16 protein-coding genes are annotated in these 16011 nt (G+C 64.4%); 6 read left to right on the top strand and 10 right to left on the bottom strand.

Features of this window, described 5'->3' with window-relative positions:
- Nucleotides 1–36: 36 nt before the first annotated feature.
- The 4 genes from IWX77_RS07505 to IWX77_RS07490 form a co-directional block, all read right to left on the bottom strand.
- The gene (locus IWX77_RS07505; protein ID WP_196843906.1) at nucleotides 37–2205 is read right to left on the bottom strand and encodes a 3-hydroxyacyl-CoA dehydrogenase NAD-binding domain-containing protein; all 2169 of its coding nucleotides are present in this window, start codon (nucleotides 2203–2205) and stop codon (nucleotides 37–39) included.
- The gene (locus tag IWX77_RS07500; RefSeq protein ID WP_196843905.1) at nucleotides 2202–3407 is read right to left on the bottom strand and encodes a thiolase family protein; all 1206 of its coding nucleotides are present in this window, start codon (nucleotides 3405–3407) and stop codon (nucleotides 2202–2204) included. Before IWX77_RS07500 ends, IWX77_RS07505 begins: the two co-directional genes overlap by 4 nt.
- Nucleotides 3408–3507: 100 nt before the next feature.
- On the bottom strand, nucleotides 3508–4746 hold the full coding sequence (locus IWX77_RS07495) for an HRDC domain-containing protein (protein WP_196843904.1): 1239 nt from the start codon (nucleotides 4744–4746) through the stop codon (nucleotides 3508–3510).
- On the bottom strand, nucleotides 4739–5329 hold the full coding sequence (locus tag IWX77_RS07490) for a DUF3000 domain-containing protein (RefSeq protein ID WP_196843903.1): 591 nt from the start codon (nucleotides 5327–5329) through the stop codon (nucleotides 4739–4741). The genes IWX77_RS07495 and IWX77_RS07490 overlap by 8 nt, the downstream gene beginning before the upstream one ends.
- A 64-nt stretch (nucleotides 5330–5393) precedes the next feature.
- On the opposite strand from IWX77_RS07490, the gene IWX77_RS07485 reads away from it, so the two are divergent.
- Nucleotides 5394–6734 carry an alpha/beta hydrolase family protein gene (locus IWX77_RS07485; RefSeq protein WP_334353654.1) on the top strand — a complete coding sequence of 447 codons (1341 nt, stop codon included), beginning with the start codon at nucleotides 5394–5396 and terminating at the stop codon, nucleotides 6732–6734.
- Here the strand turns inward: IWX77_RS07485 and IWX77_RS07480 are convergent.
- Nucleotides 6660–7091: a SufE family protein gene (locus IWX77_RS07480; RefSeq protein ID WP_196843902.1), complete on the bottom strand. Its 432-nt coding sequence runs from the start codon at nucleotides 7089–7091 to the stop codon at nucleotides 6660–6662. The genes IWX77_RS07485 and IWX77_RS07480 overlap by 75 nt on opposite strands.
- A complete protein-coding gene (locus IWX77_RS07475; protein ID WP_196843901.1) occupies nucleotides 7088–7993 on the bottom strand; it encodes a sulfurtransferase in 906 nt (301 codons plus the stop codon). Before IWX77_RS07475 ends, IWX77_RS07480 begins: the two co-directional genes overlap by 4 nt.
- Before the next feature lie 139 nt (nucleotides 7994–8132).
- On the opposite strand from IWX77_RS07475, the gene zapE reads away from it, so the two are divergent.
- From zapE to IWX77_RS07455, 4 genes are all read left to right on the top strand, one after another.
- Complete coding sequence (zapE, locus tag IWX77_RS07470; RefSeq protein WP_196843900.1) at nucleotides 8133–9185, top strand: cell division protein ZapE; 1053 nt, start codon at nucleotides 8133–8135, stop codon at nucleotides 9183–9185.
- Between the two features lie 181 nt (nucleotides 9186–9366).
- Nucleotides 9367–9516, top strand: a complete 150-nt coding sequence (locus IWX77_RS07465) for an ammonium transporter (protein WP_196843899.1) — start codon at nucleotides 9367–9369, stop codon at nucleotides 9514–9516.
- Between the two features lie 210 nt (nucleotides 9517–9726).
- Entirely contained in the window at nucleotides 9727–10947 is a 1221-nt protein-coding gene (locus IWX77_RS07460; protein ID WP_196843898.1) for an ammonium transporter, read from the top strand.
- A 154-nt stretch (nucleotides 10948–11101) separates the two neighbouring features.
- A complete protein-coding gene (locus tag IWX77_RS07455; RefSeq protein WP_196843897.1) occupies nucleotides 11102–11626 on the top strand; it encodes a PadR family transcriptional regulator in 525 nt (174 codons plus the stop codon).
- A 289-nt stretch (nucleotides 11627–11915) separates the two neighbouring features.
- Here IWX77_RS07455 and IWX77_RS07450 read toward each other — a convergent pair whose 3' ends face one another.
- Nucleotides 11916–13097: a MarP family serine protease gene (locus tag IWX77_RS07450; RefSeq protein WP_196843896.1), complete on the bottom strand. Its 1182-nt coding sequence runs from the start codon at nucleotides 13095–13097 to the stop codon at nucleotides 11916–11918.
- A gap of 226 nt (nucleotides 13098–13323) precedes the next feature.
- Here IWX77_RS07450 and IWX77_RS07445 point away from each other — a divergent pair, with 226 nt between their 5' ends.
- A complete protein-coding gene (locus tag IWX77_RS07445) occupies nucleotides 13324–14055 on the top strand; it encodes a YqjF family protein (protein WP_297412981.1) in 732 nt (243 codons plus the stop codon).
- Between the two features lie 13 nt (nucleotides 14056–14068).
- On the opposite strand, the gene IWX77_RS07440 is transcribed toward IWX77_RS07445, so the two are convergent.
- The 3 genes from IWX77_RS07440 to IWX77_RS07430 all read right to left on the bottom strand — a co-directional run.
- Nucleotides 14069–14722, bottom strand: a complete 654-nt coding sequence (locus tag IWX77_RS07440; RefSeq protein ID WP_196843894.1) for an NAD(P)H-binding protein — start codon at nucleotides 14720–14722, stop codon at nucleotides 14069–14071.
- A 49-nt stretch (nucleotides 14723–14771) separates the two neighbouring features.
- A complete protein-coding gene (locus IWX77_RS07435) occupies nucleotides 14772–15479 on the bottom strand; it encodes a M50 family metallopeptidase (protein ID WP_196843893.1) in 708 nt (235 codons plus the stop codon).
- Between the two features lie 230 nt (nucleotides 15480–15709).
- Nucleotides 15710–16011, bottom strand: a 302-nt coding sequence (locus tag IWX77_RS07430) for an HNH endonuclease signature motif containing protein (protein WP_196843892.1), incomplete at its 5' end; no start/stop codon positions are given.

The raw sequence follows: 16011 nt of genomic DNA, 5'->3' as shown, positions 1-16011 counted from the left end.
AAGGTGGGCCGGTCGGGGAGACCGGCCCGGTGGGTGCTAGCTGCGCGTGACCGCCGGCAGCTGTACGCCGATGCCGCGGATCGGTGGCGTGTGGAACGTGTCGCCGAACACCCGCTCGCTTGCGCCGACCCGGTCGAGGTACGGGGTGATCCCGCCCATCTGGAACGGCCAGCCGGCGCCGAGAATCATGCAGAGGTCGATGTCCTCGGCCGCGTGCACGACGTCGTCATCGAGCATCCGCTTGATCTCGTCGACCAGGCCATCTTCGACCCGCTGCAGAATCTGCTCCGCCGTCATCGGCGTGGTACCACCGGCGACGATCTTGAGCGCGCCCCTGTCGAAGCCGGTGCGGCGGCCCTTGGCGTCGCGTTCGAGAATCTTGCCGTGCTCAGCGAGCTTGTGCAGGTTGTCGCTCTCAAAGAATCGGTCGGGGAACGCCGCGTGGTGTGTGTCGAGCACGTGAGCGCCCACGGTGAGTCCGACGAGCTCGAGTAGCTCGAACGGGGTCATTGGCAACCCGAACGGCGCCACAGCGGCTTCCACGATCTCGAACGGAGTTCCGGTATCGACGGCGTGCATCGCTTCGCCAAGCAGTTTGGCAAGCACCCGGTTGACTACGAAGCCGGGTGTGTCTCGGGTGATCACCGCGTTCTTGCGCAGCTTGCCGGCAATGACCATGGCCGTGGCGAGTGTGATCTCGTCGGTCTGCGGTGTGTTGACCACCTCGATGAGCGGCATGACCGCGACCGGGTTGAAGAAGTGGAACCCGAGCAGGCGTTCCGGGTGGGCCAGCTTCGACCCGATCTCCTCAACCGAGAGCGACGAGGTGTTCGTGGCCAAGATGGTCTCGGGGGAAATGAACTTTTCGATTTCGGCGAACACGGACTGCTTCACGCCGATTTCCTCGAAGACGGCCTCGATCACCCAGTCGGCGTCGGAGAACAACGACCTGTCTGTCGTGCCGGTGACGAGCGCGCGCAGCCGGTTGGCTTCGTCGGGGGAGATGCGATTCTTGGTCTGCAGGGCGGCGATCTCGTCGTGGATGTACGCCACCCCCTTGTCGACGCGGGCCTGGTCAAGGTCGGTGATGACGACCGGCACCCGCAGTCGACGCACGAACAGGAGTGCGAACTGGCTGGCCATGAGGCCGGCGCCGATCACACCGACCTTGGTGATCGGGCGGGCCAGCTTCTTGTCGGGCGCACCCGCGGGCCGCTTGGCTCGTTTCTGCACGAGGTTGAAGGCGTAGATGCTGGCCTGCAACTGGTCGCCGGCGATGAGGCCGGCCAGGGCATCGTCCTCACGCTGGAAGCCTTCGGCACGACTGCCGCTCTTGGCTGCCTGCAGCAGGTCGAGTGCGACGTACGGCGACGTCGCAACCTCGCCGATGCGGTTGACCAGCATCTTGCGCGCGATGCCGACGGCGACATCCCACTTGACGAGACGCTCGATCTTGCCGGGCGCGTTCGGGCGGGATACCTTCGTGCTGCCGGCGATCACACCGTCCGCCCATGCGATGGAGTCTTCGAGGAAACGCGCCGAGTCGAACATGACATCGGCGATTCCGAGCTCAAGAGCATCCGCTCCGGTGAGGGTGCGGTTGTTCTTGAGCGGGTTCTCGATGATGACCTTGAGGGCGTTTTCGATGCCGATCAGGTTGGGCAGCAGGTACGAGCCGCCCCAGCCGGGAATCAGGCCGAGAAAGACTTCGGGCAGCGCGATCGCGGGCACGGCCGCGTCGACCGTGCGGTACCCGGCGTTCAAGCCGATTTCGAGCCCGCCACCGAGCGCGAGCCCGTTGATGAATACGAACGACGGCACGCCGAGCGTGTCGAGCTTGCCGAGTGCGTGGTGGCCGAGCTGGCTGAGCAGTTTTCCCGCTTCCAGCGAGGGGATCTCGGCGACCTTGCTGAGATCGGCCCCGGCAGCCAGAATGAACGGCTTGCCGGTGACGGCGACACCGTGGATCTCGCCGCGCCCGGCCCGAGTGGTCAGCTTTTCCATGGTAGCGGCGAACTCGAGCAGGGTGACCGGGCCGAGCGTATTCGGCCGGGTGTGGTCCCGCCCGTTGTCGAGGGTGACCAGGGCCAGGGTGCGGCCAGCACTCAGCGGCACGTCGCGCACGAAGGAGTGTGTAACGATCTCATCGCCGGAGATCGCAACGAGGGAACTGAAATCGAGGGAGTTGTAGTCGGTGGTGCTCATCGCTTGGCTGCCTTCTTGTTGAAGTGCGGGTTTTCCCAAATCACCGTGCCGCCCTGGCCGAGGCCGATACACATGGCGGTGAGGCCGTAGCGCACCTCGGGGTGCGACTCGAACTGGTGGGCGAGCTGGTTCATCAGGCGCACGCCCGACGAGGCGAGCGGATGCCCCACCGCGATCGCTCCACCGTATTCGTTCACGCGGGGGTCGTCGTCATCGATACCGAAGTGGTCGAGAAAGGAGATGACCTGCACGGCGAATGCTTCGTTGAGCTCGAACAGGCCGATGTCGGTGATGGACAGGCCCGCCTTGCGCAACGCCTTCTCGGTGGAGGGCACCGGGCCAAGGCCCATGACCTCCGGCTCCACTCCGGCGAAAGCAAAGCTCGTCATGATCATTTTCACGCCGAGGCCGAGTTCCTTGGCCGTGGCGCCGCTGGCAAGCAGGCAGGCGGAGGCGCCGTCGTTGAGGCCGGAAGCGTTGCCGGCCGTGACGCGGCCGTGCGAGCGGAACGGGGTGCGCAGGGTGCTCAGCCCCTCCATTGTGGTCTCGGGGCGGGGTGCTTCGTCGCGGGTCGCGAGGCCCCAGCCGGATTCGCTGCGCGTGGCAACTGAAATCAAGTCGGGCTGAATATTTCCGGCGTCATATGCCGCGGCCACCTTCTGCTGGCTGCGCAGGGCGAACCGGTCGGAGCGTTCCTTGGTGTACGACGGGAACCGATCGTGAATGCGTTCGGCGGTCGCGCCCATGTTGAGGGCGTCTTCGCTGACCAGCCGCTCGGAGAGGAACCGCGGGTTCGGGTCGGCCCCGAAGCCCATCGGGTGGCGGCCCATGTGCTCAACGCCGCCGGCGATGGCAAGGTCGTAGGCACCGAAACCGATCGATGACCCCATTGAGGTGACCGCCGTCATGGCCCCGGCGCACATTCGGTCAATCGCGAAACCGGGAACCGATTTCGGCAGACCCGCCAGCAGGGCGGCCGTGCGCCCCAGGGTCAAACCCTGGTCGCCAGTCTGGGTCGTGGCCGCGATCGCGACGTCGTCGATACGTTCCGGCGGCACCCCCGCGTTGCGTTCCATCAGCCCGATAATCGCCTTGACCACGAGGTCATCGGCTCGGGTGTTCCAGTACATGCCCTTTTCGCCGGCGCGTCCGAACGGGGTTCGAACTCCGTCCACAAAAACGACTTCTGCTCTCTCGGCCACAATGCCTCCCGTAGGTGATTCACTCAGACCAGAATCGGTCTGTTAGGTCTGATCCGATCCTAGGGTGGCGCAAAAAGCCCCCCGAATCGTTTGCCGGTTTCTACGACTCCAGATCAGACACCGGGTCAGCGGTTTGTGGAACTTCTACAAAAGCATCCGCTATTAATTGTGCGGTCACATCAATTTGCCAGCGTCGCGCCCCTAAATCGGCCAGGGCTTCCCCCACGGATGCCGCATCCGCCGGCTCTGGCGGTGACCAGGCCACCCGACGCAGGTAGTCCGGAGTCAGCAGATTCTCGAGCGGAATCTCCCGTTCGTCCGTGACGGTTTGGAGCGCCGCCCGTGCCGCCTTGTAACGAACGTCGGCTTCCGGATTGCGGTCGGCCCAAGCCCGGGGCGGCGGCAGGGTGTCATTGCTCGCCTTGAGCGCGGGCAGGTCGGCGGTCGCTCGACCGCGCTGAATGGCGGCCCACCAGCGGTCGAGTTCGTTGCGGCTCGCCCGTCCGTTGAACTCACGCAGGTCGGAGAGGGCCTGGCGGGTCGCGGGAAGAACGCGGGCGGCGGCGAGCAGTGAGGCGTCGGGAACGAGCCGTCCGGGGGACACATCGACCTCACGGGCGAAATCGTCGCGAGCCAACCACAATTCGCGGGCGACGGCCAGATTACGTTGGCCGCTCAGCGAGTGGATGCCCGACAGCCGCCGCCACGGGTCGACGCGGGCCGCTTTGGCTTCCTTGGCGAGGGTCGCAGCGAATTCCTGGTCGGCAATATCGGTCTTGCCGGATTCCACGAGCAGGTCGACCATGCGGTCACGCAGGTCGGGCAGCAGCTCGACGTCGAGGGCGGCGTAGACCAACCAGGATTCGGGCAGTGGCCGGGTGGACCAGTTCGCTGCGGAGTGCTCCTTCGCGAGGTGGATACCGAGCAGGCCTTCCACCACGGTGCCGAGGCCAACCCGCGGAATGCCCAGCAGCCGGGCGGCCAACTCCGTGTCGAAGATGCGTGCCGGGTCGAGCCCGACCTCCCGAAGGCAGGCGAGGTCCTGGCTGGCGGCGTGCAGAATCCATTCCACGTCGGCGAGGGCATCGTTCAGCTCTCTGAAGTCGCCGATCGGCGGCGGGTCGAACAGAAACGTTCCGGCGCCGCGACGATAAATCTGAATCAGATAGGCGCGTTGCGAGTAGGTGAAACCCGATGCCCGCTCCGCGTCAACCCCGACAGGCCCGTTGCCGGCGGCCAGGGCGGCTGTCGCGGCGACATAGGCCTCGCGGGTATCAATGACCCGATGCTGCACGACGGGCGACGCAACGACGCTCTGATTGGATGGCGATTCAGCCACGGGCTGCTCGGCGTGCTGACAACATGCTGACTCCTTCCCCAGCGGGAGGGAGTCCGGCAAGCATGCAGAGCAGCTCGCCCCACCCCTCGACGTGGGCGGTGAGATTGTGATCCAGGGGTGTCCACGACGCACGCAGCTCAATCTGCGCGCCATCTCCCTGTTTGGCGAGTTCGCCAAAGCCTGACGAGATTATTTTAGTCGCCGTTCCGGAGGCCGCAATGTACTTCGCTTTGCGGGAGTCCAGAGCATCAACGAGCCACGCCCAGGTGACCTCGGCCAGAAAAGGGTCGAGCCCGATCTCGACCTCGAGCGGAGCCTGCGCGAAACAGACCACGCGAAAGGCTCCGTTCCAGCCTTCGGGCTCGTCCGGGTCGTAGAGCAGAATGAACCGACCGGTGCCCAGCTCGGAGTCGCTTCCGTGCCGTGTTGGTCTGATATTGGCCGCCAGGGCGATTGAATACGGGGCGAGCTGGGCCGGCGCCGTGATCTCGGTGACGACTAATTCGGCCCGGCTCGTGGCGCGACGAATCGCGGTCAATGCCGCGGCAAACTCCGCGGGGAGCGATTGATGTGTTTCCGGCACGTCTGCAGACTAGAGTTTTTTCTGGGTGTTGTCCGTGAGGCACGCCGACCAGTCGGAGGTACACGTGCACGACCCACAGCCCCCAAGCAGGCGTCAAGCCGCTCGTCAGTGCTCCTCTCGGAACTCGATTCCGGCGTCAATCCTGGGCGTCACCGGCATCGTCGCAGCCGGCTGGGCTGTGGCACTCGTCGGTGCGGCCGGTGTGCTCGCGGCGGTCATGGCCAAAACTATCGTCACACCAGTGGCAACGCGCGACGACGATACCCGCGTCGTCGCGGTTGACCTAACGCGCCGTACGGTCACCCTGCAACGCCACCGCGATTCAGTACTGCCGGGCGACTACAGCTTCTTTTTCAGCGCCGGCACCGGCCATGCGCGGGTCGGTGAGATCACGACGCGCACGGCGACCACCGTCACTCGGCGCATCCTCAGCATCGACTACGGCGACCTCCAAGCCGCCCGCCGGGGCAGGTTCAGCGGCTGGCTCTACACGAGCCCCGACGATCTTGGTCTGGAGTGGACCGAGGTCAGTATTTGCACCCCCGTCGGGGCGGCGCCGGCCTGGCTCTTTCCAGCGGATGCTGCAGCGCCAGTCTGCAGTGCAGCATCCGCGGGCACCTCGGTAGCCGCAGGCCAGTGGGTCATTCAGGTGCACGGCCGGGGCGTACGCCGGGAGGAGGCGTTGCGGGCGGTGTCGGTGTTTCGTGCGGCCGACTACACGTCGTTGCTCATCTCGTATCGAAACGATGGAGACGCGCCGGCCAGTGCGGACGGCCGGTACGGTCTCGGAGACACGGAGTGGCCCGACGTGGAGGCCGCGATTGAGTACGCCGTCGACCACGGGGCCACGAGCATCGTGCTGATGGGCTGGTCAATGGGCGGTGCCGTGGTGTTGCAAGCGCTGACGCGAAGCGCACACCACGGGCTGATCGTGGGTGTCGTACTGGAATCTCCCGTGATCGACTGGGCCGACGTGGTCGCCGCCCAAGCGATCGATCGCAGACTTCCCCGGACGATCGCACGCGGCGCCCTGGTACTGATGGCGTCTCGGTGGGGCGCACGCTTCACCGGGCAGGCCCACCCGATCAATTTCGGTCGGCTGGACTTCGTCGCCCGCGCCCGCGAACTCCAGCGGCCGATTCTGCTCCTGCACAGCGATGATGACGGTTTCGTACCGGCCACCGGGTCGCGCAAGCTCGCCGACCGGCGGCCCGACATCGTGACCTTCGTCGCTTTCACGCAGGCGCGGCACACCAAACTGTGGAACTACGACCCCACCCGGTGGAACGCGGAAATCGCTGCCTGGCTGGCTCGGCTAGCCCAACGCTCATCAGGCGAGGCGCTCCCGAAGCTGACGTTTGGCCCGGCCGAGCATGGCGCTCATGCCGCGCAGGCGCAGCGGTGACACTGCCTCGCTCAGGCCGATCGACTGCGGATAGTCATCCGGAACCGCCAAAACCTGATCCGCGCTCAGGCCGTCGAGACCTTGGGCGAGGATAGACGCAAACCCGCGGGTGGTCGGCGACTCGCGCGGTGCCGTCGCGTGCAGATGGAACGCGCCGCCGACATCCAGGTCAACGAAGATGAAGACGGGCGACTGGCATTCGACGACGCGCTCGAGCAGATCGGGGTGATCCTGAAATTCCTGCGGAAGTTCAGGCAGATCGTTGGCGAACTCGAGCAGCAAGAGCAGGCGGTCTTTCTGCTCGAGAGCGAGAAAGTCCTCTTGGATCTCCGCCAGTTGGGCAGGCAGTGCGATCATCGACGCGGCGCCGGTGCGACGCCGGGTGCGGTGCCGACGACGATCGGCACCGCGACGGCGTTGCCCCACTCAGTCCAGGATCCGTCGTAGTTGCGCACATGCTCGAAGCCGAGCAGGTGGGTCAGCACGAACCAGGTGTGGCTCGACCGCTCACCGATGCGGCAATACGCGATCACGTCATCGCCATCGGCCAAACCCGCCTCGCCGCGGTAGATGCCGTCGAGTTCAGCGCGCGTCCTAAAGGTGGAGTCTGTGGCCGCTGCGCGGGCCCACGGCACCGACGCGGCCGTTGGAATGTGGCCGCCACGGAGGGCGCCCTCCTCGGGGTAGGCGGGCATCGTCGTGCGAGCGCCGCTGTATTCCTCGTCGGAGCGCACGTCGATGAGCGGGTTGCCGAAATGCCCGAGAACGTCCGCTTTGAAAGCACGAATCGGGGCATCAGTACGCTCGATCACCGGGTAATCCGTGGGTGTCACGGGGGAGGCATCCGTTGTCATGTCGCGCCCCTCGGCGAGCCACTTCGTGCGGCCTCCGTCGAGCAGTCGAACATCATCGTGGCCGAACAGGGTGAAAACCCAGAGGGCGTATGCGGCCCACCAGTTGCTCTTGTCGCCGTAGATGACGACGGTACTCTCGCGGGCGATGCCCTTACTGCTCATGAGCGCGGCGAAGGCGGCGCCCTCGATGTAGTCGCGGTTGATTTTGTCGTTGAGGTCGGTGTGCCAGTCGATTTTGACCGAGCCCCTGATGTGGCCCACTTCGTAGAGCAAGACGTCTTCGTCGGATTCGACCACGACCACTCCCGCATCCGTGCGGTGTTCGGCCAGCCAGTCGGTGGAAACCAGTTTGGAGGGGTTAGCGTAGGCGGCAAACTTCTCGGTCGTGTCGAACGGGGCGGTCATGTTACCTCCAGGTGGGCAGCGGATGCATACGGATTCGGGTTGACCGCGGATTAGGCTTGTCTGTGCCCACCCCATAAATCTACGCGGTGCCGGCACCCAGCGCATTCGCAGCAAGAAGAACGAGAACGGGCGTTTCAGCATGGCACCAGAGGCCCATCAGCAGGCACACCACACAGTTCCGCAACTGGCAGATCGTACCCCGAGTATCACGGGTCGTGAAATCGTGGCCGAACTGGTGCCGCCTCCCCAGTTTGAACACGCCTCCTTCGAGAACTACCGGCCCGATCATGACTACCCGTCCCAGGTCGCGGCCGTGGAGAAGCTTCAGGAATTCGTCAATCCCCGGCCTGCCGGATTCTTCTCCCGTCGACGCCAGGCCAAGGACGACCTGCCCGGCATCTACCTCGACGGGGGTTTCGGTGTGGGCAAGACGCACCTGCTCGCGGCCCTGTGGCATGCCGCAACCGGCCCCAAGTATTTCGGTACCTTTATCGAGTACACCGCCCTCGTGGGGGCGCTCGGCTACCAGGAGACCATCAAGGAGCTGCGCAGCGCGAAGCTCATCTGCATCGACGAGTTCGAGCTCGACGATCCGGGCGACACCATGGTGATGACCCGGCTGCTCGGCGAACTGGTCGCAACCGGTACGCGGGTCGCCGCCACGTCGAACACCCCGCCCAACTCTCTCGGCGAGGGCCGGTTCGCCGCGCAGGACTTTCTGCGCGAGATCTCGGCAATGAGCGCCAACTTTGAGACGCTCCGCATCGACGGCCTCGACTACCGCCGCCGCAATGTCACCGGTCAGGCGGTCGCGGTCGAGCCTGACGCGCGTGAGCACCTGGTCAACACGTTGCTCACACGTGGTTCGAAGGTCACCGAAGATGACTTTGGAGCCCTGATTCGTCACCTCGGCACCGTGCATCCCTCGAAATACGTCAAGGTGATTCGCGATGTTGAGGTCATTGCTTTGCGCGGTGTCTTTCTGCTGACCGATCAGTCGGACGCCCTGCGCCTCGTGGCGTTCATCGACCGGGTCTACGACGCCGAAATTCCGATCGTTGCGAGCGGTCGCCCACTCAACGAGGTATTTGACGACGAGATGATGGCCGGCGGGTACCGAAAGAAGTACCAGCGGTCCCAGTCGCGTATGGTCGCCCTCACCACGGGAGAGTTGCCGCCGCACGCAGACTGATCGCACCGAACTCGGGCACGGAAACACGCATTTAACATTCCGTCCCGAGCTGTTGCCTGCCGGAAGCATTCGCCGCCGGCGTCTGAAACCGACTCCCGGAATGCTTTCGCCCAATTGACTTACCGGGCGGGAGGCAACTGGGCAGATCGGGCGCGATTGCCGATCGGGCCGAGTTCGACCCGTGCCCGACTTCGCCAGCGGCACGGTCGTACGCATGAAAGCCGGAGCATCCGGACTCGAACTCGCGCTCATGCTGGGCAACCGGGTCGAGTTCAGGAAGGGCCTGTCCAAACCGCACCCGACGAGTACGTACGCGATGCCTTCTGAGTGATCAGGCTGTGATGCACCCGGCTTTTCGATATGTAACGTGCGCGAAACACCCCGGTGCGCTCGTTGAAACGTCGAGCGGCAATACTGATGCGAGCCGAGGAGGGAGCTGCGAACGATCCGTTTGTGAAATTACTCCTTGCTCCGCACAGTATTCCTTATCTCACACCAGCATTTGCACACTCAGCATATTCGAGACGCGTAAGGACAATCTATGGATACCGGAAGCATTGCATGGGGGCTGACAGCCACCGCACTCGTGTTGTTCATGACGCCAGGTGTCGCCTTCTTCTACGGAGGACTGGTCAAGGCCAAGAGCGTCATCAGCATGATGATGATGAGCTTCGGTGCACTGGGCCTCATCAGCGTCCTGTGGATTCTCTACGGCTACAACATGAGCGTGGCCGGCAGTGTCACGGCTTTCTCCGGCAATCCGTTCTCTGACTTCGGACTGGGTGCGATGGCGATGGGGGAGACCGGCAGCACCGATCTTCTTGGTGCCACCTACGGTGCAACCTTCGCCATCATTACCGTCGCGCTCATCAGCGGCGCCGTCGCCGACCGGGCCAAGTTCGGCTCGTGGATGATCTTCGCGGGCATCTGGGCAACCCTGGTCTACTTCCCCGTCGCAGCATGGGTGTGGGGTGGCGGCTGGATCATGAATCTCGGAGAAACGTTGGGCCTGCCCGGCGTCATCGACTACGCCGGTGGAACCGCGGTGCATATCAACGCCGGTGCCGCCGCCCTCGCCCTCGCCCTGGTTCTCGGCAAGCGCGTCGGATTTCAGAAGGGCATCACCAAGCCGCACAACGTGCCGCTCGTGCTCATCGGCGCGTCCATTCTCTGGTTCGGCTGGTTCGGCTTCAACGCCGGCGCTGAGTGGCTGAATGGCCTCGCCAACGTCGGCATCATCGTCGTCAACACCCTCGGCGCGACCGCGGCAGCAATCCTCGGCTGGATGGTCGTCGAGAAGTTCAAGGATGGCAAAGCTACCTCTGTGGGTGCCGCATCCGGTGCTGTCGCAGGTCTCGTGGCGATCACGCCGTCCTGTGCCAACCTCGAGCCAGGTTGGGCGCTCCTCCTCGGTGCCGTCGCCGGTGCTGTCTGCGCCCTCGCCGTTGAACTCAAGTTCAAGCTCGGCTTCGACGACTCCCTCGACGTTGTGGGTATCCACCTCGTGGGTGGCATCATCGGTACCCTGTACCTCGGCTTCTTCGCGATCGACACCGGGTTGTTCACCGGTGGCGGCCTCGGCCAGCTCACCGTGCAGGCCATCGCTGCCTTCTCGGTTCTCGCTTACTCCTTCGTCGTCGCCTACCTACTCGGCCTCGCTATTGAGAAGACCATCGGCTTCCGCATCAAGAACGAAGACGAACTGGCCGGAATCGACACGAGCGTGCACGGCGAAGACGGCTACGCCCTCGAGCGTGTCTAACTCACAGCAGTCGTAGATTCAAGCGTCCGTCCCACAGGGCGGCGAGCCGGCAGCGGCTATCCAGCCAAAGCCTCCTCGCCGCTCTGTGTCGTGCGCCGACTCCAAGCGGATGCCGCAGCCTGACTGACTATACATTGCGTGCTTAGTCGGGCGGGTGGACAACTCTTTGACACTGCTGGGGCTACTGAGCATCGAGCCGAGCTACGGCTACGACCTCAAGCACAGCTGCGATAAATTCTTCGGCTCCCGCAAGCCACTCGCGTTCGGTCAGGTCTATGCGACCCTGGCCCGCATGATGCGCGACGACTTCATCACTGCCCTCGGTGAGGAAACGGGCCGAGGGCCCGACCGCAAGAAATACGCAACAACGCCAGCCGGCTGCATCCGCTTACAGAGTTGGATGTTCACCCCCGACGTACCGTCGGAGACGCTGCAGAGCAATCTGTTCGCCAAGATTGTGCTCGCCCTGCTCGTTGACACCGACGCGGGCAGCCTGCTCGACCGTCAGCGAGCCGAGCACATGTCGCGCATGCGCGAGCTGACCCGCTCCAAGACCGGCGCCGACCTGTTGCACGTGCTCATCTGCGACCACGCCCTTTTCCACATCGAAGCCGACCTGCGCTGGATGGACCTCACGAGCGCCCGACTCGACCAGCTCAAGCAGGAACTGAGCCTCTGAACCAACCACTCATTCGTGCCAGAGACCTGCACAAGAGCTTCGGGCAAACGGATGCTCTGGGCGGCATAGATCTAGACATTCACCGCGGCGAGGTGCTCGGGATCACGGGGCCGTCTGGCTTCGCAAAAATCGACGCTGCTGCACTCCCTCGTTGGAGTGATTGTGCCGGAGCGTGGCACCGTTAGGTTCGGCGAGGAGCATTTCGACCGGCTCGGTCTCGAATCTCGGCAGGACCGCACGAACTGGATGCGGCACGTTGGCGGTCACCGTGCTGGCCGTGGTGCTCGGCTCAGCCGCGAATGCAGGTTCCGGAGGAGACCGGGGCCGAAAGACTGGACGCCTGGCTGATGACCGGCTGCACCTCGTCGAGCGCGAGTGCATAGCCGACGTTCTCGGTGTTGGACGCCTTGGCAAAGATGACACCGACCACCAAGCCGGATTCGCTCAGCAGCGGTCCGCCAGATTCGCCCTGCTGCACGTCAGACGCCACGGTATACACCTGACGTGGTGTCGGATCCTGGCCGTAGATGTCGGCGACGCTGATGGTGCTGATCGAGATGACCTGGGCAGGATCGGACACATACGGTCCGCCGAACGGATACCCGTCCGCGACGGCGCCCCTGCCAGCAGCAAGTTGCTGCCCGACGGTGAGCGGAGCGGCGGCCAGGCCGGGCACCGAAATGACGGCGAGGTCGTCGACCGCGTCGAAGTACACGATTTTCCCAGCCAGGGCTTGACCCGCCGGTGTTTCAATGACCGGCTGACTCACACCGGCCACGACGTGGGCATTCGTGATGACGCGACCGTCGGAGACGACGAAGCCGCTGCCGGACTGGCTCTGCCCGCAGGCATAGGCCGTTCCGGTAATGCGCACCACCGACTGCGCTGCAACGGCCAGGGCGGGGCTGCTGGTGTCGGCCTCAGCGGCATCCGGGGTCGGTCCACTGAAAGCGTCGACGATGCGCGGCAGCCCCTGCTGCACGGCCACTGAACGCAGCTCGGCCATGAGCGCCTTGACCGGGTCCGGGGTCAGGGCATCAATTCCGGACACGACGTTCGACGACGCTATCGCGGGGGAGAGGAACGGAATGCCGAGGGCACCGATACTGAACGCGACCATCGATGCCACGAGTGCAGAGGCGACGGCCGCAAAAGCTGCACCCAGCACGCGATTCAGAGTGCCGAGCGGGGAACGACGCTTGTGTCCACCGGTCATTCGTCCAAACGCTGCTCCGAGCGAATGTCCCAGCAGCACGAGCAGAACTGCCGCGGCGATGGTGGCTGGAGTGCGCCACTCGGCTGCAGGGATCCAACCGCCGACCAGAGGAACCACGAAGAAGGCGGCGATTCCGCCAAGCACCGCGCCGACGATGCCGGTGAGGCTCTGTAACAGTCCGCTGCGGTAGCCGTTCACCAGGGCTACAAACAAGATCAGAATCAGTAAGAGGTCGAGAACGGTGGAGCCCGTCATCCGTCTTCCTCAATTCTTCTAGTCGCAAGTGGTCTGGCCGCGCCTCGCATGAACACAGGTATCGGTGACGATGTCATCTCCTTCTTCATGTTTACACAGGCCGCCTCCGCGATTGCTGAGCGGATACGCCTGGCCGCTCGCATTCCCGGTCGATCAACAGGCGTTGGGCGTGGCAGAGCGAGTACCGTGTTATCAGTCAGCGAAAATAGCTCCGCGAGAGGATGCCGTGAAAAACGCCGAGGCCTATCCCATTTCGGCGATAGCACCGCCCCTTGCTGGTCGAGCCTCGGCCAGCCAGAGGTGGTCGCACCTGGTGTTTCTGCATTGGCGAGTGGATGCTGCGCTGGTTGCGCCGCTCCTGCCCAATGGCTTGGTTCCCGATGAGTATGACGGTTCAAGTTGGGTCGGTTTGATTCCATTTGTGCTCGATCGCGCGACCATCCTGGGTAGCCCCCCGGTACCATATTTCGGTACCTTCGTCGAGGTGAACGTGCGCCTCTATGCCGTTGACTCCGACGGCCGTCGCGGTGTTGTGTTCGTGTCGCTGGAGGCCAGTCGTCTCGCGGCAGTACTGGCCGCCCGCACACTGTTCTCGCTGCCCTACGTCTGGTCCCGCACGCGGCTCACGGTCGATTCCGGACAGTACCGATACACCTCCACCCGCCACACGGATCGCACCAGGTACACCGACATCGTGGCGCACGCGGGTTCCGTCTTGGTGGTCAACGACCCGCTGGCAGATTTTCTGACCGCGCGCTGGGCACTGTTCACGAGCATCCGTGGTCGCACAGTGCACTTGCGCAATCACCACGAGCCATGGCCGCTGTATTCCGCCGAGCTCGTGAGTATAGACGACACGCTGTTGGCCGCTGCCGGTTTCGCCGGCCTCGCCCAGCGTGTTCCGGATTCCGTGCTCTACTCGCCCGGAGTCACGACCTGGTTCGGTCGCGGCAACTAGCTGCACGTTTGGCTCAGTGAATAGCCGCGATTGCCATGTCGATCGGCACGTCGCCGTCGGTGAACTCGATGAACTTTCCCACTGTGTTGTCGCTGGCCAGAACGGCGGCGGCCACGAGAGCGACGTTCTCCCGTGAGGTGTCGCCGCGCGCCACACTGGAGCCCACAGCGATGGAGCCGGTTGCGGCGTCGAGGGTCAATGCACTCGGTCCGAGAATGGTCCAGTTCAAAGAAGTGGCCCGCAGATAGGCGTCTGCGGCCGCTTTAGCTTCGTAGTAGGCGAACATGCCGTCGTCGGGGGAGGCGCCGTGATCAACACGTGACCCCAGGTACGACACCATCACATAGCGGTAGATGCCGGCCTGCGCTGCGGCGTTCATCGAGCGGATGGCCGCATCCCGGTCCACCGCATAGGTGCGGTCGGCTCCGCCTCCGCCGGCTCCGGCTGACCAGACGACGGCGTCGTGTCCGGCCAGTGCGGTGGCGATCTGCTCAGTGGACATATTCTCGACATCCGCGAGAACCGGCGTGGCACCGGTCGCCGTGACGTCGGCGGAGTGCTCAGGATTACGAATCAGGGAGTTGACCTCGTGACCGACAGCCGCAAGCGCACGGGCCAGGTGGAGGGCAACTTTTCCGTGTCCGCCGATGATCGCAATTTTTGTCATGTGTTCACCCTGCCACGGTTGGCTGCGTGCGGCACTCAGACTTGGCCGATCACACCAATCCCAGCAGTTGCGCGCCCAACGCCACACAGAATAGTTGCGCGGCGAGAAAGACGGCCACCCAGAAGATACCCGGAATATGCGTGAGGCTGGCAAGCTGGTCGGCATCCGACGACGAGCCGCCGCGCCGCGAGCGTGATTGCTGCAGTTCGAGGGTCGTGCGCACGGCACCGAGCAGCAGAAAAGCCGTGACCAGCAGCGCGAACATTCCCTGCACCTGCACCGACCCGAACCAGGAGACCCCGAAGACCACGGCACCGGTTAAGGCCACCGACCAGAGTCCGAACCAGTTGCGAATCTGCACGAGCAACAGTGCCAGCGCGGCGAGTAGCAGCCAGAGGAGGCCCACGTCGTAACCGCGGCTGAGCAGCCAGGCGGCACCGAGTCCGAGGAGCGCCGAGGCCGGATACCCGGCCAACAGTGTGAATATCATGCCCGGCCCGGTCGGGCGCCCGCGGCTCACGGTGAGCCCCGACGTGTCTGAGTGCAAGCGGATGCCGCCGAGTTTGCGCCCGCTCAGCACTGCGACGATTCCGTGCCCGCCCTCGTGCACGATCGTGATGGCGTGCCGCCCCAGCCGCCACACCGGCGAAAACAGTACGATCGCGGCGGCTGCTGCAACGGTCAGCCACGCGGTGAGTGGCGCCAGCGCGACGTGCGGTGTCGTCATGCGTTGCCAGAGGTCGAGAAGCACGTCCATGCACCTCAGACTAGGTGTGCCACTCTCCATCGCACGCACGCACGCACGCACGCACGCGCGCACGGCGAGTTGTCGGTCCCCGGCCCAGAGCGTTGCCCCGGGCGTCAGTCGTCTTGCAGCGAGCACGTTCGTATGTCAAAGAGGGACCCTAGCATTGTCGCCCGACTCCAACTCTCCATGCAGGTGTAGTTCCGCCCGTCCGTGGGCACATGTCTGCGGGCACACTGCTGTTAGGTGCGCCAGTGGGGTTTTGGGCTGGGCGTATTCGCGCGGTGGGTGTGGGCGGGTCGCCAGGTTTGGGTGGGGTCCCAGAGGAGGGGGCCGAGGAGTTGGGGTCTTCCGTTGGTTATGCGGATTTTCCAGCCGTTGCTGTTGATGGTGTGGTGGTGGTACCAGCAGAGCAGGGTGCCGTTGTCGATGTTGGTCGGCCCATTGTTTTGCCAGGGGATGATGTGGTGGATTTCGCACCAGCGGGCGGGGATGGTGCAGCCGGGGATGATGCAGCCTTCGTCGCGGGCGGCGATGGCCGCGC

It is taken from the genome of Cryobacterium sp. CAN_C2 (assembly GCF_015751745.1).
Classification (GTDB): Bacteria; Actinomycetota; Actinomycetes; order Actinomycetales; family Microbacteriaceae; genus Cryobacterium.
This window is presented reverse-complemented; position numbering and strand designations above follow the sequence as displayed.